This window comes from Paenibacillus sp. EKM206P (genome assembly GCF_011066155.1).
Classification (GTDB): Bacteria; Bacillota; Bacilli; order Paenibacillales; family Paenibacillaceae; genus Paenibacillus; species Paenibacillus polymyxa_D.
This window is the reverse complement of record NZ_JAAMNQ010000009.1, coordinates 14168-33857: the sequence shown is the minus strand read 5'-3', so window position 1 is coordinate 33857 and position 19690 is coordinate 14168. Positions and strand designations below refer to the sequence as shown.

Annotated in this window: 21 protein-coding genes; 15 read left to right on the top strand and 6 right to left on the bottom strand. The window is 45.0% G+C overall.

Annotated features, from left to right (window positions below; genetic code table 11):
* Positions 1-4 precede the first annotated feature (4 nt).
* From G9G53_RS17860 to G9G53_RS17815, 10 genes are all read left to right on the top strand, one after another.
* The gene (locus tag G9G53_RS17860; protein WP_029517168.1) at positions 5-523 is read left to right on the top strand and encodes a hypothetical protein; all 519 of its coding nucleotides are present in this window, start codon (positions 5-7) and stop codon (positions 521-523) included.
* Between the two features lie 98 nt (positions 524-621).
* The gene (locus G9G53_RS17855; protein WP_023990277.1) at positions 622-963 is read left to right on the top strand and encodes a general stress protein; all 342 of its coding nucleotides are present in this window, start codon (positions 622-624) and stop codon (positions 961-963) included.
* 234 nt (positions 964-1197) lie between these two features.
* Positions 1198-2379, top strand: coding sequence for a PP2C family protein-serine/threonine phosphatase (locus G9G53_RS17850; RefSeq protein ID WP_165149403.1), 1182 nt, complete (start codon positions 1198-1200; stop codon positions 2377-2379).
* A complete protein-coding gene (locus G9G53_RS17845; protein WP_029517170.1) occupies positions 2363-6082 on the top strand; it encodes a response regulator in 3720 nt (1239 codons plus the stop codon). The genes G9G53_RS17850 and G9G53_RS17845 overlap by 17 nt, the downstream gene beginning before the upstream one ends.
* A gap of 79 nt (positions 6083-6161) precedes the next feature.
* Positions 6162-7031, top strand: coding sequence for a CheR family methyltransferase (locus G9G53_RS17840; RefSeq protein WP_029517171.1), 870 nt, complete (start codon positions 6162-6164; stop codon positions 7029-7031).
* 19 nt (positions 7032-7050) lie between these two features.
* Positions 7051-8721, top strand: a complete 1671-nt coding sequence (locus G9G53_RS17835; RefSeq protein WP_029517172.1) for a response regulator — start codon at positions 7051-7053, stop codon at positions 8719-8721.
* Positions 8722-8820: 99 nt separating this feature from the next.
* Complete coding sequence (locus G9G53_RS17830) at positions 8821-9159, top strand: STAS domain-containing protein (RefSeq protein WP_023990272.1); 339 nt, start codon at positions 8821-8823, stop codon at positions 9157-9159.
* A gap of 18 nt (positions 9160-9177) precedes the next feature.
* Positions 9178-9630, top strand: coding sequence for an anti-sigma B factor RsbW (gene rsbW / locus G9G53_RS17825; protein ID WP_013311930.1), 453 nt, complete (start codon positions 9178-9180; stop codon positions 9628-9630).
* Complete coding sequence (locus tag G9G53_RS17820; RefSeq protein ID WP_013311929.1) at positions 9627-10400, top strand: sigma-70 family RNA polymerase sigma factor; 774 nt, start codon at positions 9627-9629, stop codon at positions 10398-10400. The genes rsbW and G9G53_RS17820 overlap by 4 nt, the downstream gene beginning before the upstream one ends.
* Positions 10401-10521: 121 nt before the next feature.
* Positions 10522-11481: a magnesium transporter CorA family protein gene (locus tag G9G53_RS17815; RefSeq protein ID WP_029517173.1), complete on the top strand. Its 960-nt coding sequence runs from the start codon at positions 10522-10524 to the stop codon at positions 11479-11481.
* A 114-nt stretch (positions 11482-11595) separates the two neighbouring features.
* Here the strand turns inward: G9G53_RS17815 and G9G53_RS17810 are convergent, their stop codons facing one another.
* The 4 genes from G9G53_RS17810 to G9G53_RS17795 all read right to left on the bottom strand — a co-directional run bounded on the left by G9G53_RS17810 (position 11596) and on the right by G9G53_RS17795 (position 13708).
* Positions 11596-12072, bottom strand: a complete 477-nt coding sequence (locus G9G53_RS17810) for a DUF5665 domain-containing protein (protein ID WP_049816975.1) — start codon at positions 12070-12072, stop codon at positions 11596-11598.
* 95 nt (positions 12073-12167) lie between these two features.
* A complete protein-coding gene (locus tag G9G53_RS17805) occupies positions 12168-12569 on the bottom strand; it encodes a YtxH domain-containing protein (protein ID WP_029517175.1) in 402 nt (133 codons plus the stop codon).
* Positions 12570-12610: 41 nt separating this feature from the next.
* Entirely contained in the window at positions 12611-12868 is a 258-nt protein-coding gene (locus G9G53_RS17800; protein WP_013311925.1) for a GlsB/YeaQ/YmgE family stress response membrane protein, read from the bottom strand.
* Positions 12869-13003: 135 nt separating this feature from the next.
* Positions 13004-13708 (bottom strand): phosphatase PAP2 family protein, encoded by a 705-nt coding sequence (locus G9G53_RS17795; RefSeq protein ID WP_069011993.1) that lies wholly within the window; start codon positions 13706-13708, stop codon positions 13004-13006.
* A gap of 231 nt (positions 13709-13939) precedes the next feature.
* Here G9G53_RS17795 and G9G53_RS17790 point away from each other — a divergent pair, with 231 nt between their 5' ends.
* Positions 13940-14659, top strand: a complete 720-nt coding sequence (locus tag G9G53_RS17790) for a pirin family protein (protein WP_165149401.1) — start codon at positions 13940-13942, stop codon at positions 14657-14659.
* Between the two features lie 192 nt (positions 14660-14851).
* On the opposite strand, the gene G9G53_RS17785 is transcribed toward G9G53_RS17790, so the two are convergent.
* Positions 14852-15079 (bottom strand): DUF1128 domain-containing protein, encoded by a 228-nt coding sequence (locus G9G53_RS17785; RefSeq protein WP_029517178.1) that lies wholly within the window; start codon positions 15077-15079, stop codon positions 14852-14854.
* Positions 15080-15199: 120 nt separating this feature from the next.
* Between G9G53_RS17785 and yyaC the strand changes: the two genes are divergently transcribed.
* Together yyaC and G9G53_RS17775 are read left to right on the top strand one after the other, a co-directional pair.
* Positions 15200-15790, top strand: a complete 591-nt coding sequence (gene yyaC, locus G9G53_RS17780; RefSeq protein ID WP_039273804.1) for a spore protease YyaC — start codon at positions 15200-15202, stop codon at positions 15788-15790.
* Between the two features lie 88 nt (positions 15791-15878).
* Positions 15879-16673, top strand: coding sequence for an alpha/beta fold hydrolase (locus tag G9G53_RS17775; RefSeq protein WP_165149399.1), 795 nt, complete (start codon positions 15879-15881; stop codon positions 16671-16673).
* A gap of 154 nt (positions 16674-16827) precedes the next feature.
* Here G9G53_RS17775 and G9G53_RS17770 read toward each other — a convergent pair whose 3' ends face one another.
* Positions 16828-17394, bottom strand: coding sequence for a pyridoxamine 5'-phosphate oxidase family protein (locus tag G9G53_RS17770; protein WP_069011999.1), 567 nt, complete (start codon positions 17392-17394; stop codon positions 16828-16830).
* Between the two features lie 394 nt (positions 17395-17788).
* Here G9G53_RS17770 and G9G53_RS17765 point away from each other — a divergent pair, with 394 nt between their 5' ends.
* Entirely contained in the window at positions 17789-18445 is a 657-nt protein-coding gene (locus tag G9G53_RS17765; protein ID WP_069012001.1) for a DUF6483 family protein, read from the top strand.
* Positions 18432-19646 (top strand): class I SAM-dependent methyltransferase, encoded by a 1215-nt coding sequence (locus tag G9G53_RS17760; protein WP_029517183.1) that lies wholly within the window; start codon positions 18432-18434, stop codon positions 19644-19646. The genes G9G53_RS17765 and G9G53_RS17760 overlap by 14 nt, the downstream gene beginning before the upstream one ends.
* The last annotated feature ends 44 nt before the right edge of the window (positions 19647-19690 follow it).

Genomic DNA, 19690 nt, shown 5'->3' with positions numbered 1-19690 from the left:
ATTTATGATGAAGACGTTATTACTAGCTGCTGGTTTGCTCACTCCCTTTTCCGGACAGGATACGGTTCAGCAAACCGTTTCCCCGCAAATAGCGGGACATGTGGTTAGGACTGTGCAGACGATACCCGCTCCACATGCTGTACCAGCAGATTTTCATACCTTAAATGGCATATCTTTGGATGATACACGTGCTGATGTATTGAAAAAGCTGGGCAAGCCACAGCGAGTCAAAAAGGATAAGTTGCTGCTTTCTACAGAATACCAATATCCAGATGTTGTGGTAGGTATGCGTGAGGACGTCGTTTCTTATGTGCATGTAGATCCTGCTGCCGGTCGAATCAAGGTGAATGATAAGTGGCTGCCGCTGCAACGGAAAACGCTCGATCAGGCGCTGGGTGGCTCGCAATTCACGGCGGAAGACGGAGAGGTATATGTACGCGGACAACGTGCAATCAAAGTGTTTATGGATGAGACGTCTGATAAACCTAAGTATGTTGAGTTTTTTGATGAAACGGAATGGTAATTGATTTTTTTTTAAGGCATGACATAACATGGAAGTTTCAAATGGATATGTGAAGTGTAATAGTCAGAGAAGTCAATCCTTAAAGGAGCGTGAGAAACATGAATCAGACCAATCATAAATCTTATGCCAAAGTGGTAGATAACGGTGTACAAGCCGTTGAAGCAGTAAATGAGTTGCGTAACACAGGCTATCGTTATGAGGATGTGTTCGTGCTCGCTCATGATCAGGATCGGACAGATCGTATTGCCGATACGGTGGATGCCAAGGAAATCGGGATTAAGGAAGAGGGCGTTTTCGATTCATTAGCCAACTTGTTCCGTTCCCGCGGCGATGAGCTTCGCGCTAAAATTACTTCCTTGGGATTTACAGATACGGAAGCTGACTTTTATGAAAAAGAACTGGATCAGGGGAAAGTGCTGGTCATTGCTAAAAAAGCGTGATATCGCTGTTCACTATAAGAGCAGCGTGACATTAGATTCGAAAAAGAGGAAGTTGACCGCAGCACAAGTGTTTCGCGGGTCCTCCAAAAACATAGATAAGGAATGGGGTTCAGCCTCATTCCTTATCTATGTTTTTGGAATGCCTTCTTACGGAAACACTACTACTAATCAACAAGGGTGTTGCCGTTTAAGTAGGTATAGTATAATACATGAGTTACAGATAAGGAGAAGCCAATGAGAATTCTAATTGTTGACGATAACCCGACGAATATCATTATTATTCGTGAGATACTAAAAAAAGAAAATTATCGGGATGTGATCTCTGCTAACTCGGCCGCAGAAATGTTAGAGCATCTGGGAATAGGCGATCGTACCATTAGTCTCAGGCCCCGTCCTTCAGATATTGATCTGGTGCTGCTGGATATGATGATGCCTGAAATGGACGGCATTGAAGCTTGCAGTATTGTGCAGGAATATGAGCATTTAAAAGATATCCCGATTATTATGGTAACGGCTGTAGGTGATTCTAAAAAATTGGCTGAAGCTCTGGATGTGGGAGCCGTCGATTACGTCACGAAGCCGATCAACAAGGTAGAGCTAATGGCGCGAATCCGATCTGCCTTGCGTCTCAAATTGGAGAAGGACTGGCATAAGGATCGGGATCAGCGAATTCAGGATGAGTTGAAGCTGGCCGCGATGGTGCAGCAAGCGGTACTTAGTCCTGCCATTCAGGACCCGGTGCTGCAAGTAAATGCGCTCTATCAGCCTTCCTTTGAACTGGCAGGGGATTTATATTCTTGGTATCCGTTAGGGGAGGGGCGATATGCCATCACTTTGCTGGATATGATGGGACATGGCATTTCTTCTTCGCTGTTCTGCATGTTCATTGCATCTGTACTTAAGGACACGGTGACCACGTATGTGGAGCCTGAGAAGGTCATACAAGAGCTGAATCGTCGTTTTAATCAACTGGATCTGGGCAAACAGCTGGTACAGTATTATTTTACGGCGATTTATATGGTGATTGATACCCGTGCACGGCGAATTGACTATGTAAATGCGGGACATCCTCCCGGTTTGCTGTTCAACCAGGATGGTAGCATTACCAAATTTGACCGTGCATGCAGCCCGGTTGGTTTATTTGATAAGATTGATGCAGAAATGCACACGATTCATTATGAAGGAACAGGGCATATCGCTTTGTATACGGATGGCTTGCTGGAGGCGGTGGAAGGTGAATATGAGGAGCAGTTGGAGTATCTGACTGAGTGTCTGCGTAAATATGAGCAATGGAATGAAGAAGCGATGCTGGATGCTTTTTTTCGTAAAGAGGCGCCACAAGATCGTGATGATGATAAATGCCTGATCTGGATTTCGTTGAAAGAGGGAGAGAGCTTGCATGAAAATCAGAAATAAACTGCTGATTGGCTTTGGATCGCTTATGGCGATCCTCCTTGTGCTGACACTAATCAGCTATGACCGGATGGGGAGCCTGAATGAGCAGTTGAATCAGGTTTATCAGGATCGATATATGAAAGTCCGGAAAACAACAGCTATTCGCGGGCAGGTGAACGATATGGCCAAAGTGATGGCCAATCTGATCTTGAATCCAGGTTCCTCCGTTAGTGAGGCCAAACGCGAGCTGGACGATATTTCGGCTACTGGAACGAAAGTGCTGGCTAGTCTGCAAACGAATTCCGGCACCAGTGAAGAGCAACAGCAGGTTGATCGGGTAGCCGTCGCGTGGAATGAATTTTTAAGTTACGAACAAAGACTGGTCTCTTTGTTGGGGCAAGATCGTATTGATGAGGCTAACGCTTTCCGCAATAGTACTGGTTTGCCTGCCCAAGAGGAGGCGATGGATAGTATTAATGCCCTTGCCGTTTTTCAGGATCGGGAAATTGATAGCGACATGAAGCAAGCCAATTTGGCGTATGAAGAATCTGTGCAGATTACCACAATTCTGATGGCCGCCGGCCTGATCATGGGCTTACTGGTTATTTTGTGGGTGCTCCCAAGTATTGCCAAAGGTCTAAATGTCGTGAATCTCATGATTAATGGTTTTGGCAAGGGAAAGTACAGGGCCATCAGCCGAATGAGTGTTGCCTCCAAAGATGAAATCGGTGAGGTCGCTCGTGTATTTCAACAAATGGCCGGAGACTTGGAAGAAAAGCGGAAATTTGAACATTCCGTCCTTCAAACGCAGAAGGACCAAACTTGGCTTAATGCCAATACTGCTCGAGTGACTGAGTTGTTCCGTGGCGTAAATTCACTGGAGCAGGTTGCTCAGATGTTCATTAGTGAGTTTACGCCCATCTTGGGAGGCAGTTATGGAGCCATCTATTTGCAAGGAAAAGATGTAGAAGACAACCGATTTAAGTTATACGGCTCCTATGCAAAGGTGACTGGCGAAAATTCGATTAGAGACGTTATCCAGGTAGGCGAAGGGTTGCTCGGACAATGTGTTTTGGATCGTAAGCCGATCTTGATTACAGAGGCTCCTGACGGATATTTGTCCATAGGCTCTGCCTTAGGAGAAAGTAAGCCAGTGGGAATTATGATTTTCCCTATTTTGTTCGAAGATGAGTGCATCGGTGCTATAGAAATAGCGTCACTGGATCGCTTCAGTGATCTGGAAACGAAGCTGTTTGCTCAATTAGTAGAGAGCATGGGGATTATTCTGAACAATATCAAGGGACGGATGCGTGTAGAGCAATTGCTGCGCGAGTCCCAGGCACTTACTGAGGAATTGCAATGCCAGTCCGAGGAGCTACAAACTCAGCAAGAGGAACTCAAGCGCTCCAACGAAAATTTGGAGGAGCAAACAGAGGAACTCAAGCGTTCAGAGGAATTGTTACAGCGTCAACAAGAAGAATTGGAGCATTTTAATACTGAACTGATTGCCAAAACCAGAGCGCTAGAAGAACAGGTACGAGAAGTGGAAGAAAAGAACGACGAGATTGAACATGCACGAGCTCAGTTGGAACAACAGGCCATGCAGCTAGGAATCACAAGCAAATACAAATCCGAGTTTTTGGCCAATATGTCTCATGAGCTGCGTACTCCGCTAAATAGCTTGCTCATTCTTTCTCAGCTCTTGTCTGAGAACAAGGAGGGCAATCTCAAGCCGAAGCAGGTGGAATATGCACAAACCATTTATATGTCAGGCGCGGATTTGCTGAAAATGATTGATGAAATTCTGGATTTATCCAAAGTGGACGCTGGAAAAATGGATATTAACCATGAAGCGGTCCACTTGAAGGAACTGGAACTGTTTGTGGAGCAGAATTTTGCTCCGGTCGCAGCCCAACGTGGGCTTCAACTGCATACCGAGATCGAAGAGAACTTGCCAGATGCCATTATCAGTGACGGTTATCGTCTCAAACAAATTTTACGTAATTTGTTGTCCAATGCATTCAAGTTCACCACGGAAGGATCTATTCGTTTCAGTGTATCTCGGGCAAATGGAGAACAGCTTCCGGGTCTGCTAAATCCACGAAGATCCTATCTGGCTCTATCTGTGCATGATACGGGCATTGGGATTGCTTCCGATAAAACGGATCTGATCTTCGAAGCCTTCCAGCAGGTAGACGGTACAACCAGCCGGAAATATGGGGGGACAGGACTAGGTCTGTCAATCAGCCGCGAGCTTTCCAGATTGTTGGGCGGTGTGATTACGGTGGAATCCGAGCAGGGACAGGGCAGTTGCTTCACACTGTATTTGCCGGAACAAACGCCTACGGCTGAGGATATGGATTCTCATTCGAGAGAGGAATTTAACGGTACGGATGTGAATTCGAATTTTGAGAATGTTGCAGCCTCGGCAGAAACGGACCTTCCCATGATTATGCCTGCTAAACAGTTGCCATTATATCAGATACCTTCGAAAAACAAAGCGGAGGACATTATACATCCAGGGGACGACCGAAACGAGATTACCTCGCAGGATAAAGTGCTGCTGATTATTGAGGATGATATTAATTTTGCTAATATTTTGTACGATATGGCTCGTAGCCGGGGCTTTAAGGCACTGATCGCTCTCCAAGGAGACGATGGGCTCAACATGGCTCAGTCTTATTTGCCGGACGCTATTATATTAGATATTCAATTACCTGTGATGGATGGCTGGTCCATTTTAGGCGAGCTAAAAGGAAATTCATCGACACGTCATATTCCAGTGCATGTTATTTCAGTCATAGATGATGTGAAGCAGGGCCTAATGATGGGCGCGATTGCCTATCTCAAAAAGCCTTCCTCGAAGGAAAGTCTGGATAAAGCATTTTCACATATAAAATCGTATACAGACCAAATGGTCAAACGTCTTCTTGTGGTTGAAGATGACGATAATCAGCGTAAATCCATTATTGAGCTGATCGATCATGATGATGTTGCCATTACGGCGGTATCGACAGGTCAGGAAGCACTGAATGAGCTGGCCACTCAGCGGTATGACTGCATGGTACTGGATCTGATGCTGAGCGACATGACTGGTTTTGAGCTGCTGGATCGTATTCGAGAGAACGAGCAGCTAGCTGATCTGCCGATCATTATTTATACAGGCAAAGATCTGGATAACAAAGAAGAAACGCAACTTCGCAAATATGCAGAGTCTATTATTATTAAAGATGTTAAATCGCCGGAACGGCTTTTGGACGAAACAACGCTGTTCTTGCATCGTGTAGAGGCGAATCTTCCGGAGGACAAACGCAAAATTTTGCAAAAGCTATACAACAAGGAAGAGCTGTTTGAAGGTAAAAAAATATTGTTGGTAGACGATGATATTCGCAATGTATTTGCTCTGTCCAGTGTGCTGGAAAGCTATCGTATGGATGTTACCTTTGCGGAAAATGGAAGAGAAGCACTGGAACTGCTGGAACAGACACCTGATTTTGATCTGGTGCTGATGGATATGATGATGCCGGAAATGGATGGATATGAAGCGATGCGACGTATCCGGCTAATGCCACAATTCGAGAAGATGCCTATTATTGCCCTGACAGCCAAGGCCATGAAGGATGATCGTTCCAAGTGTATTGAGGCAGGCGCTTCCGATTATGTGAAAAAACCGATTCAAACCGAACAACTTTTATCATTAATGCGGGTGTGGTTGTATTCGTAACCCAAAAAAATGGGTAATATAAATCGACACATGATGGGAGCGGCACAGGCAAAACCTATTTAGGAATTGGAGAGAGATTATGACATCTAAGGATATGGCGGATAATGCTGCTAATGAAGTGAAATCGAATGATGCTGAGCGGGAATTGATTGAGATTGAGCTGTTGCTGGAAGGTATACATCGGCTGTACGGCTACGATTTCCGTAACTACGCTCTGCCTTCGATTAAGCGGCGTGTTTATTATCATGCGCAGTCCGAGAATGTAAGCACGATATCAGGACTTCAGGAGAAGGTGCTGCATGATCGCAGCGCCTTCGATAGGCTGGTTCAGAGCCTTTCCATTCCGGTGACCGAGATGTTCCGTGACCCGGAGCTGTTTCTGAATTTCAGACAGAAAATCATTCCTATTTTGCGAACGTATCCGTATATTCGAATATGGCATGCAGGTTGCTCCACGGGTGAGGAAGTATATTCTATGGCGATCTTGCTGCATGAGGAAGGCTTATATGATAAGGCCCGCATTTATGCGACGGATATGAATAACCTGTCTTTACAGCAGGCGAAGGAAGGCGTATACGGGATCGACCGAATGAAGCTGTATACCAAAAATTATTTGGAGTCCGGGGGCACACAATCGTTCTCTGAATATTATACAGCCAAGTATGATTCAGTGATGTTTCATCCTTTTTTACGGAAAAATATTATTTTTGCGGAGCACAACTTAGCGACAGACCGGTCCTTTAACGAGTTCAATGTTATTTTTTGCCGGAATGTCATGATCTATTTTAACGACGAACTTCGCAACCATGTACATGGGTTGTTTTATGATAGCTTGAGTCATTTTGGCGTGTTGGTGCTTGGGGCCAAGGAATCCATACATTTTACCGATTATAGTGATTCCTACGAGCCGCTGGACCGGATAGAAAAAATATACCGGAAGATTAAATAGAGATGCTTAGGAGGATTCCATGGGGCTTCATGAACCGATTCATATATTGCTGGTAGATGACAGACCTGAGAACCTGCTCGCTCTTGAGGCGGTGCTGGAGAGTGAACAATATAATCTGGTAAAGGCCACATCCGGGGAAGAAGCGCTGCGATGTCTATTAAAAGATGAATTTGCACTCGTAGTCCTGGATGTGCAGATGCCGGGTATGGATGGTATTGAGACCGCAAAGCTAATCAAGGCCAGAGAGAAAACGAAGGATATTCCGATTATCTTCATTTCAGCTAACAGCAAGGAAGCGGAGCATTTATTTGCGGGATATTCAGCGGGCGGTATTGATTATATGGTTAAGCCGTTCATCCCTCAAATTCTCAAGTCCAAAATTGAAGGTTTCGTGCAAATGTATCTGACAAACAAGCGTTTGAAGACACAGTCCCATCTGCTCCATCAGAAGACCCAGCAGCTGGAGAAGATGAACAGCGAACTGATTGCCGCCAAGGAGGCAGCGGAGATTGCTGCCAATGCCAAAACGGAATTTCTGGCGATGATGAGCCATGAGATCCGCACACCTATGAACGGCGTCATTGGAATGATTGATTTGCTGATGGAGACGGAGCTGCAAAGCGACCAACAGGAATATGCCGATATCATCCGTCGTAGTGCAGACGCACTGGTAGCAGTCATTAATGATATTCTGGACTTCACTAAGCTGGAGTCAGGCAAAATGGAGGTAGAGGAATATCCTTTTGATCTGGTTTCCTGTATCAAGGAAGTTTTCAGCCTATTTACGGTAGAAGTGAACCGAAAGAACTTGGAACTGGTTTATTTTCTCGATGAACAGATGCCTCCTGTGTTATATGGAGATATGGGAAGATTGCGTCAAGTACTGATTAACCTGATATCCAATGCTGTCAAATTTACAGACCGGGGCGGGGTGTATGTCTTCGCATCTGTCAAAGAGCAAAGCGATAATGGACTTACCGTTGAGTTTTCTGTGAAGGATACAGGCATTGGTATTGATCCGGCTAAGGTTGGAAGGTTGTTTCAGCCCTTTTCCCAACTGGATTCTTCAATGACACGTAAATATGGTGGAACCGGGTTAGGACTCGCCATTTGTAAAACCTTAGTGAATATGATGGGCGGAGATATCCGTGTAGATACGAGCGGAGAACAGGGCGTGACGTTTCATTTCACAATGAAGCTTGGCTTTGCTCAGGAAAATGAACTGGAGGGAGAGTCCAGCCACGATTGGGAAATTCCACATCAGGAATCTCCAAGTCGTAGACCTGTACTGGTCGTTGATGATCATCCGATTAACCAGAAGCTGATGGTTAATATACTGGATAAGCTCGGACTGGCTTCAGATGTGGCAGCAGATGGACAGCAGGCGCTTGATATGGTCACGGCTAATCAGGACTATGACTATATCTTTATGGACTTGCAGATGCCTGTGATGGACGGTCTGGAGTGCACAGGGAGAGTGCGTGAACAATTGGCGGGAAGATCGCAACCTGCCATTATCGCCATGACGGCTAATGTGATGGAGGGTATTCAGCCTCGATGTATTGAAGCGGGGATGAACGATTATATTAGTAAGCCCGTTAAAATCAGCAGTGTAAAACAGGCATTGCTACGGCATTCTCCGGACCATTTTCCAATGCAACCGGGTAAAGATCAGATCAATGAAGCTTAGATGGTGGCATTTGGTAGTGTTTAAAAAGTTATACCGTGATTCAAACGCTCGTATAATGGGTTAGTATGTAGGGAAATCTTTTTTTGGGAGAGTAGGCCTATGAATACAAATAAAAATGAGAAGTTTAATGCAATTACGGAAACAACCGATGGCGTAAATACCGTTTATCTGAGTGGAGAGTTGGATCTTTCGGTAGCACCTGATTTTCGTCTGGTGATGGAGCCTTTGGTGGGGGAATCCAGCCAAGATTTGATTATTAACTTGAGAGACCTTAAATACATTGACAGCACAGGTATTGGAATCTTGTTATCCATTTTAAAAGCAAGGCATGGGATGGAGTCTCGCTTTGCTGTTCAAGAGGTACCGCCTCAAATTCAAAAGCTATTTGATATGACTGGTATTGCCAAATTCTTTGTCCCCCAGGAGAATTCCCAATAGGAAAGGAAAGAAAAAGAAATGAACGCTCAAATTCAAAAAGTAGTTCTTAATTTGCCGGCAACTGCTGACTTTGTTGATATTGTAAGATTAAATTTATACGGTATTGCCGCGAAAATGGGATTCTCTTATGAGGATATTGAAGACATGAAAGTGGCTGTATCGGAAGCCTGTAATAACTCTGTCCTTTATGCATATGGTCATGAGGGGGGAGTCGTGGAAGTGACATTCGAATTTGATGAAGTTTCGCTGTCCATTCGTGTCAAAGATGAAGGGGAGAGCTTTGAACGCGTGGAGGACCCGTCCCGTATCGCATCCTTGCATGACAAGGAGTTGAATGATGCACAGATAGGCGGATTAGGCTTTTATCTCATGCAGGCGCTTATGGACGATGTCCATATCTTGAATGAGACAGGAAAAGGCACCGAAGTGGTGCTGGTAAAGCGCTTGACCAGAAGTGAGGAAAGAGTATGAATGAAAAGGTAACTCCCCCGGAGTCGATGGATGAAGCCGTTGGTCTAATCTGGGAGTACCAGCAAACCAAGGATAACGAGATTGCTACCGTGCTGATCCGCAAGTATGAGCCGATGGTCAAGATGGCTGCCGGGAAAATCTCCCGTAACCGTCCGGACTTATACGAGGATTTATATCAGACCGGTCAGATGGCTTTGATACGTCTGCTTCAGCAATACGATATCAGCTTGGGTATCCCATTTGAACCGTACGCTATGAAAAGTATGCTGGGACATATGAAAAATTATTTGCGCGACAAATCCTGGTACATCCAGGTTCCTCGCCGCATTAAGGAAAAGGGTGCGCTTGTTCAACATGCTATTGATGAACTGACCGTTAAGTTGGAACGCTCACCCAATGTGGACGAGATTGCGACCTATTTGGATCTAACCGTGGAAGAAACGATCGAGGTGCTTGCTGGTCGTGAGTGCTATCACTATGTTTCACTGGACTCGCCTTTATCCCAGGAAGAGAGTGCAGCTACGTTAGGCGAGCTCATTAGCTCGGATGCTAACGATTATGACACTGTGGAAAAACGAATGGATTTGCAGCAGGCTTTAAGCCAACTGAAGGAGCAGGAACAGAAGGTGCTTCTTCTGGCATTTCAGGACGGTCAATCTCAACGTGCGATTGCCCAGACGTTGGGCGTATCACAGATGAGCGTTTCCCGTATTCAGAAGCGGGCTACGGAAAAGCTGAAGCAGATTATGTCTAATTCCTCTATTTCATGAGAAAAACGCGGAATTCTTGGTTTAACATATTTGATGTCACATCGTAAGGACACGTTATTCCGATTTGGGGAAACGTGTCCTTTTTATAAAGCGAAAAAGGTTGGGAGGAAGGTTGGAATCCATGACAGCATTTGAACAGATTTCTTCCTTTCGTGGAGGATGGGAATGGTGGGACATCAGTGCTGGGAATTGGCAAGATTCGGTCATACAGCACTTGAAGGAGAAGCTCCCAGAAGCCGCAGAATGGCTGGACAAGGTAGAGGACATTCCATCCAGCTTTATATCTGTGCGCTTTCCAGATGGCAATCAGCCCTTAATGTACGGGTCGCTGATCTACTCCGTTCAAGAGGAAATCGATAGTCAACGCAATTGCAACAAGTTTTATTTTCTGGTTCTAAACCAGAAGTTGGTGACGTTAAATTTGGATCAAAATACCCGTGAAATTATGCACACCGCGGAACGCCAAAAAATGCTGGAACAGTGTGAGGATGCAGCTGACGGCATGTTTGTATTGGCGAGAGCCGTGCTTCATTATTTTCATACAGGTATGGATAAGTTCGAGATCAACCTGAGAAGACTGGAAGAGGACATGGAGAAAAGAAATGCCCGTACACTGATGGATTCTATATTGAATGCACGTTTCGAGCTGTTGTATTGGAGCAATATGTTCATTCCTTTTTCAGAGCTGGTAACGGCTTCTCGGGAGGCATATTTGGATAAACTGGAGGAGAATCGCTTTTTTAAGCAGTTACTTTACCGTGTGACTCGGATGGAAGGACTTTTCCTGCATTATGAAAAGGAAATCGACACCCTGATCTCTATTGACGAGGCCATTTCCGCTTTTAGGGGCAATGAGATTACGAAGACGCTCACCATTGTGACCGCCGTTTTTACACCTGCCACTGTAGTGGGGGCCATTTGGGGCATGAACTTTGAAAATCTGCCTTGGATTAAAACAGGCTGGGGTTTTACCGCCGTGATTATTGCCACATTGCTAAGTATGGCGGGAATGTACGGCTGGCTGATGATGAAGGGGTGGACAGGTGACTTATTGAAAACTAACAAGCGCAACAAATTGTAGCGGCTGATTACGGCTGTTATAATTTACAAATAAAAAACGATCCATCGTAACAGGAGGCTCTTTGGGGAGTCTATATCGGTTACGATGGATCGTTTTTAAATGAGATAGGGACAATTACTTAGTACCTTGGCTCATTTTGATATATCCTAATAATTCGGCGATGAAATCTCCGATGACCGGAAGATTTAACTGTACCAGGAAACTGAGCAACCAAGCGAGCAAGGCGAGTATGACCACTGTACCCAGCGTAAGGCCGAGACCACGTGCAATCCCTGCAGTCAGATTGCTCATAATTCTTCTTTTCGTGCTGGAGTAGTTCTCTATAATATCTTTGAATTCTGCTTTTTCCAATGTATCTGCGATTTGATCTAGGCGTTTGTTAAGCCGCTTGACCTCATGGCGAAGTTCAAAAGGATGCTCATTTACATCAAAGTCTCTCTCCGGATCATGTGTTTTAACATGATGATGAGTAGAAGAGGTCTGCTTGGATGAAATCTCATCTGGCTGATCTTGAGCCTGGAGGGGGTGAAAGGTTCTCTTGTTGTTCCGAGCAAGATCATCTCCATAGGAGTTTGGTTTGTTCATTGTCATCCCAGCCTTTCTATCATTTAAAAACAGCCAGCTTCTTGCATGCTGGCTGTTCAGTGTTTGGATATTATTTTGGTTGTAATCGGAATGTGTTCCTATTAGGAATTTGCATTTAATTGTTTTTGAGTGTCCTTGGCTGCTTGAGCGGTTGCATCCATAACTTCTTTATCCGCTTTGGCCGCTTCATTAGCGACATCGGCAGAAGCTTTGGTTACGCTGGATACGATGTTGTCTTTACTCTCGGATACCGTTTTGGCTACATCTGCTGTTTTAGTGGAAACGGTTTTGGCCAAATCTGTCGCTTTGCTGCTAACTACAGATGCGACATCCTTCGTTTTATCGGAGACAACAGTCATTTTTTCGGACAGATCACTACGTAAATCGCGACCCGGCTTTGGAGCGAACAGCAGGGCTGCCGCAGCACCAATCAAACCTCCAATGAATAAACCCTTTGCAAAACCTGAAGTGCTTGCCATATTTTGATTGTCAATGTTACTCATGATATATCACTCCTTTTATAGAATAAAAATATATATAAATGTTAGGTAGCCCTTCTCAATAGCCTGGACACAAGTCCGAGCAAGAATACGAACAATGCGGTTCCAAGTATGGCTGGAATGACTGCAAAATCTCCGATGACCGGGCCCCAGTCTCCCAACAGCATGACACCTAGCCAAGCTCCTACAAATCCAGCAATCATAGAGCCTGCAATGCCGCCAGGCATTTCATGTCCAGCTAGTGCATCGCCAATCAATCCGATAATAATGGCCATTACAATACTTAGTACAATTCCCCACACAAGGATCGCCTCCCTTATCCTAAGTTCACAAACGATAACGTTTTTGATAAATGCTGAGCTTCGATATTGCTGTGCCTTGCTTACTTCGTATATAAACGTCATGACCCGGAGTGAAACAAAAAGCCGAATCGGACGTTATGGGCGGGGGGGAGAAGAAAGTTGCATTTTCGCTCGCCAATAGATCATAGGAACGGTAAACGCCAGCCAAATGATGCCTGCAATATAACCACCCACAATATCTGTAGGAAAGTGAACTCCTAAATATATACGGCTTAGTCCAATCAATATAATGAGCAGTGCACCAAGAACGCACGGGAGGAAGAGCGAACGCTCACGAATCTTTCGTTCTATAGCCCAGATGGCAAATATCATGCCGTAAAATCCCATGGAAATCATCGCATGACCGCTGGGAAAACTGTAGCCCCCGGCTTCAACCAAATGTTGAAGTGACGGGCGTTCCCGTTGCAGAATTTCTTTAATGAGCGTATTCAGCACCCACATCGCCGTAAAGCTGCTTAGGATCGCAAAGGAATAAGCTTTTGAACGAAGAAAGACCCAGCATAAGGTAGCAGCACCGAGGGCGATAATTAACGACATGCTGAATGAACCGAAAGACGTAATGAATATAGCGATGGTTAGCAATTGGTCATGAGTAGCTGCTGTGTCTGGAAAAATAGCATCCTGTATACGCTCATCCCAATATAGAAAAGGAGCCGTGCCAATCCATTGCACAGAGTAGGCGATGAGAAGCATCACAGCGATCATGATAATAGATGCATACAGACTACGACGCAAATAGCTTGGTAGGAACCGGGATGGTTGGGGTTTATGGGATAGCATATGTAATAAATCTCCTCCTTATGGCTGTAATAGATTTAATTTTTCGTACTATTAACTTAACTAATAATGAACTTAAGAGCAAAACTCGACGGAGACGACAGGCTGATTGAGGCATTTAAGCCCGGGGTAAAGGGATCGTATCACAGTGTTTGTAATGCCAGGGCCGAAAGTGGAATAATCATCACGAAGCAAGGCTGCTTTACGGAACTGTAATCCATGGAGGTGTTAAGGATGATTAAAATAGTGACATCGGCAGAAAGACATACCTCAAATAAAGGATGGATTCATAGTGAGTTTAGCTTTTCATTTGCCGATTATGAAGATCCGAGCAATGCCCATTTTGGTTGTATGCTAGCCCATAATGATAACAAACTTGAACCGCAGCAAGGCTTCAAAAGACATCCGCATCACGATTTGGAAATCGTCACTTATGTAATTGAAGGCCAATTGCATCATAGCGACAGCTTGGGACATGAGCAGGATTTAAAAAGCGGCTCGATTCAGGTTCTGAGTGCAGGCATCGGGATTGAACATGAAGAGCGAAATACTGGGGATGAAAGATCGGTTCGCTTTTTGCAAATGTGGTTTTTACCCGAGAGCCCTGGCATTCAGCCTTCTTATCAGGTGCAAAGATTCAAGCACAGTGAACGCCTAAATCGGCTTCAGCCTGTTGTGTCTGGTTCAGAAGTGGAGGGAACGTTATCCATCGCGCAGGATATAAATCTGTATCTGAGCAGATTGGAAAAAGACCAGCAGCTTGAATATCCGCAGCAAGAGGAGCGCCGCACCCACATTTATGTAGTTAGCGGTCATGTGGAAGTTACGTGCCAGGATGGAGATTTTCAGTTAGGGCCTGGTGATGCTGCACGAATTCAAAAAAGTTGTGCATTAAAGATACTAGCTACAGGTAATGAGGATATATCTGAACTGGTGTTAGCAGATTTACCTTGAAGCATCCTTGAGTGAAGAAGTGTATGAAAATGCGTATATGCAATCGAAAAATAAAGCTCGTATCCCCGTTGCGCGTCTGTTGAAGCGAGCGGAGGTACGAGCTTTATTTACGGTGACAGGGCCACTGGCATGAAGGCTGTTGCTCATGATGATAGGTTGTAATACAGCTAAGCTGTATTCCTATAGGCTGATTCAGGAGGACTTACGCAATCTACCCAGTTCAGAAACAATAGCTTCAACCTCGGAAATGCTCAGGTTAGGCTTGTTTATCACCATATCATAGACATCATGGATGTCCTCGTATTGCTCCAGCGAGAAAGCGGAAGCTTGCATAGCAGCACCACTCGCCATACGGAGCTTGGTTTTAATGCCCTCAATCATATACTCAATGTTGGCATGAGACGGTACAGACAAATCCATCGTTAATTTTCCATCCTTTCATAACAGGGGAAGTTGCCTGTATTGTATCATGTTTTTGTTGTAGAATGTACTGAAAGCCAGATTACCAATATACAACCGAATCAAGGAGGATGGGCAAAGTTGTCTTTGTATAATCGAGCTTCCGCACCCGGACGCTCGTCCTTAGAACATAATGTAAAGAAAACAGATCGAGATGGACTCGCGCCGTTTTTCCGAGAAATTCATCATCAGCATGCTATAGATAAGTTGACTTTTGTTTGTATCGGTACAGATCGCTCGTCGGGTGATTCACTGGGGCCACTGGTAGGCACCATGCTCAAGGAGCAAGGTTTTCCGCACGTGATTGGGACAATGTCGGAGCCCTGTGATGCGGATCATCTGGTTCCATACTTGGAGTGCATTCCCCAAGATCATCATGTGATCGCCATAGATGCTTGCCTTGGACAGCACGGCTCAACGGGAATGTTTCTTATTGCGTGTGAACCGCTAACTCCTGCGCGATCGGTAGGGCTGTCTCTGCCGTCTGTGGGTCATTATAGTGTTGCAGCGATTGTGAATGAGCGCAGTCCCAAACCCTATTGGACACTCCAAATGACTTCGCTTCACTTGGTCATGACAATGGCTGCGCATATTGCTAATGCGGCGGCTTGTGAATTTGGCTTAAAAACAGCTTCGCAAGATTTTCCAGAGGGTTACCGTTTCAGATATTGATCGTCTGCTTAATAATATACATCAGCATGTTCTACTCACTAATATATTCAGATCCAATAGATTATATACAGAGAAGGAAGGGTTCCACATGGAAAAGGTATTATGCGAAGGAACGACGATCTGCTATGCCGAACAGGGAAAAGGAGATCCGATCATTCTATTGCACGGATTTTGCGGAAGCTCCTCCTATTGGGATGAGGTTGTTCCCTTGCTGTCCCCAAGCTATCGTTGTATTGTTCCAGACTTGCGTGGACACGGACGCAGCGATGCTCCACTAGGAGCCTATACGATTGATCAAATGGCAGATGATATGCTTAAACTTCAAGAACAATTGGACATCCCTCAGGCTGCCTGGTTTGGTCACTCCCTAGGAGGCTATTTAGCCCTTTCGGCAGTGCAGAGACATGCAGAGCGCCTTACAGCCTTTGGACTGATTCATTCCACAGCTTATGCAGATACGGACGAAGGTAAAGAAAAGCGTAACAAGGCTGTATCTACCATCCAAACGGAGGGGATTACCAACTTTGTAGATGGACTCGTACCGGGACTGTTTGCTCCTGATCATGTGGAGTCGATGTCCAGCCAATTACTTAAAGTCAAAGAAATTGGCTACAAAACACCTCCGCAAGGAGCTGTAGGAGCATCATTGGCTATGCGCGAGCGTCCTGACCGACGGGATGTGTTGTCGGCTTCTGCCTTGCCAGCTCTTTTAGTAGCGGGGGAGCAGGATCAGGCGGTTCCTCCAGCGCGGACGTTTACAACAGATCGGGCCGGAGTAACTCAGGTTACCCTGCCGGAAGCAGGTCACATGAGCCTGTTTGAGGCACCGGAGCTATTAGCTAATGCTATCTTGGCGTTTTTGGAGCAAAACTTGAAAAAGTAGACTAAGGTAAGCCCAAAAACCGGAACCCTTTGATGTGATCGTCAGAAGGTTCCGGTTTCTTGTATGCAAATTGTTTTTAGATGTGGTCACTATACATTCAGTTTATTTGAATTTTGCTGACTTGTTGTATCATATCGGTTAATGTGCAGAATACCTAAGTCATATTATTTTTGTTCAAGGCAAACGCCGTCGGCAAACCATCAATACTCTCTAAACTTTTCTCGTATGCATACTTTTTAAGTACTTCTTCGCCCATCTGAATCGCCACGTCCTTCAGCTTTTCCCGTTCGCTCGTGTAAGTCATGAAGGGAACTGCAAAACCACATGAATCCTGCACCATATGAACATCAACTACTATGATTTGTCTTGCTCCAGGAAGTGGATTAAAGAGAGGATACAGCTCATTCCAACGCTTTGTATTGGGCAACACGACTGTGCCAGTACCATAGAGTCTTAATACACTGGGCTCGCCTTCAAATGCACAGAACATGATGGTTACCCGTCCGTTCTCTATAATGTGCGCACTTGTTTCGTTGCCACTTCCCGACAAGTCGAGATAGGCTACCTCCTGATCTGACAAAATACGAAAGGAATCATATCCCTTGGGGGAAATATTCACATGCCCCGTCTCGGATATCGGTGCTGATCCTACAAAGAAAATATGCTGTCGCTGTATGAACTCTTTATATTCCGGTAGTATCGCACTGAATTTTTTTCCCATACTTAAACGTCCTCCCCTGTAAAATATCAATGCATAATTTTGTTTCGAATGAAAATAAATATTTTATTTTATTATATGAATCAATAAATAATAAAGATTATTTTTGTTTCGCATGAAACAAAAATAACACGAGACTAACGGAGAATCAATATCAAATTTTCAAATACTCTATTTCGTTAGTCCATGATCGGCTACAAAACACTGTACTAACGGAATGTTACGTGCCATACGTGATTTCTGAGTGTCGAATCTTTGATGCTATAAAGTATTTGTAATTGTGTTAAATGAAATTGCGGCATGGCGGTGGCATTTGGCTTTTAGACAAGGATGTCATACAATCAGAAGACAGAAGTTTCTGGTTGTCTAGGCATCGGGATGAAAGGAAGGGAACGGCTTGCTTAGAAAAGACTATTTGCTCAGTATGATGGAAGAATTGACATCCGCAGTAGCATCGGTGCTCGGTCTTAGGCGCGAAAATAAACACATCGAAGCGCTGAAACAGCTAGATGACCTGCTCAACAAGCAGTTTCGTCTTCGTTCAGATCTGCTCAGACGATTGCCGCCGGAACAAATTATTGAGCTTTTCCGATTGGGCCCTGGAATTGAAGCGGATAAGCTTCAGCAGGTGGCTCGCATTTTGGAGGAAGAAGCCGCGATTTACCTGGAAACCAGCAGAACAGACGAAGGTATACGAATCTTGATGAAATCTCTTCATTTATATTTGTACAGCGATACGAATGGCGCGACTCGTGATCTGCAGGTCCTGCCTGAACGAATAGCGTGTATCGTGAAGCTGGTGCGCGAATATGAGCTCCCCCCTGAAACCAGCAAGCTGCTGGCTGTTCATTACGAGCGAGAAAACAGGTTGGACGAAGCCGCCGATGTCTGGTTTGGATTGGCATGGGAGCAGCCAGAGCTGCTAGCGGAAGCGGAGACGTTTTATAGTCAATTACTGGATAAGACCAATGCAGAGCTGGAGCTGGGTGGAATTTCACGCCAGGAAGTCACCGAGGGTTTGACCGAGATCACCCAATTACATGAAAGAAAGTGAGATGTACCTTTTGGATTCACTGCGCGAACTTATATACCAATTGACCACGGGAGGATCCCTCATAACAGCGACGCTGAGTCAGCTTCGCAAACGGGAGGATGCTTCTTTTACTAAAGTACAAATTAAACCTGTAGAATTGAAAAACAAACTGCATTACCAGTTTGCTTTTCATTACAGCAACAAAGTCATTCATGAAAATCTGACCCCTGACGAAGCTAACGAGCGTATGACTGCCTTGTTTGAGGACACGTTCCGCCAAGGACTTTTATGCGCCAAGGATGCAGACTACCAAGTGCTGATCAGTAAAAAATATAAAGTATCCATTCTGACAAAGTCACCGAGCAAAAGTAAAGCCGACCTGTCTCATAATCGCAAAAAGCAATATGTGCTCGAAGAAGGGGAACGAATTCCTTTCCTGATTGAGCTGGGGATTATGAATGAGGATGGTAAGGTACTGGCCCGCAAGTATGATAAGTTTCGTCAAATTAACCGGTTTCTCGAAATGGTGCAGGATGTATTACCTAGCCTTCCGGTAGGCCGCCCATTGACGATTGTGGATTTTGGCTGTGGCAAATCGTATTTGACCTTTGCGTTGTATCACTATTTGGCTGTACAGCAAAAGCGACCATTGCAGATCGTTGGTTTGGACTTGAAGGCAGATGTCATTGAAGCCTGTAATGTTCTGGCTCAAAAGCTGCAATATCGACAGTTGGAGTTTCTGGTCGGTGATATCGCAGACTATAACGAACTGGAACAGGTGGATATGGTTGTTACCTTGCACGCTTGTGATACTGCAACAGATGCGGCGCTGGAAAAGGCTGTTCGCTGGGGTGCTTCCGTCATTTTGTCGGTTCCGTGTTGCCAGCATGAGCTGTTTAACCAACTGGAAAATCCGGTATTGGAGCCGTTGCTTTCCCACGGCATTTTAAAGGAGCGTTTTTCTGCACTGGCAACGGATGGAATCCGGGCCAAACTGCTGGATATGATGGGATATCGGACACAGCTATTGGAATTTATCGACATGGAGCATACACCTAAAAATATTCTGATTCGTGCCGTCAAAGGGCAAGCGGGAGAACAATCCGTTCTGTGGCGTGAATACACAGCATTTCGGGATTTTATTCATGCTGATCCTTATTTGGAACGCGCTTGTGCGGACTTGCTTCCCGAAGGAGCGGGGAAAAAGCAGACACATAGCTAGGAATATAGTAAAAGTGGAGCCACTGCGGGGTGGCTCCACTTTTT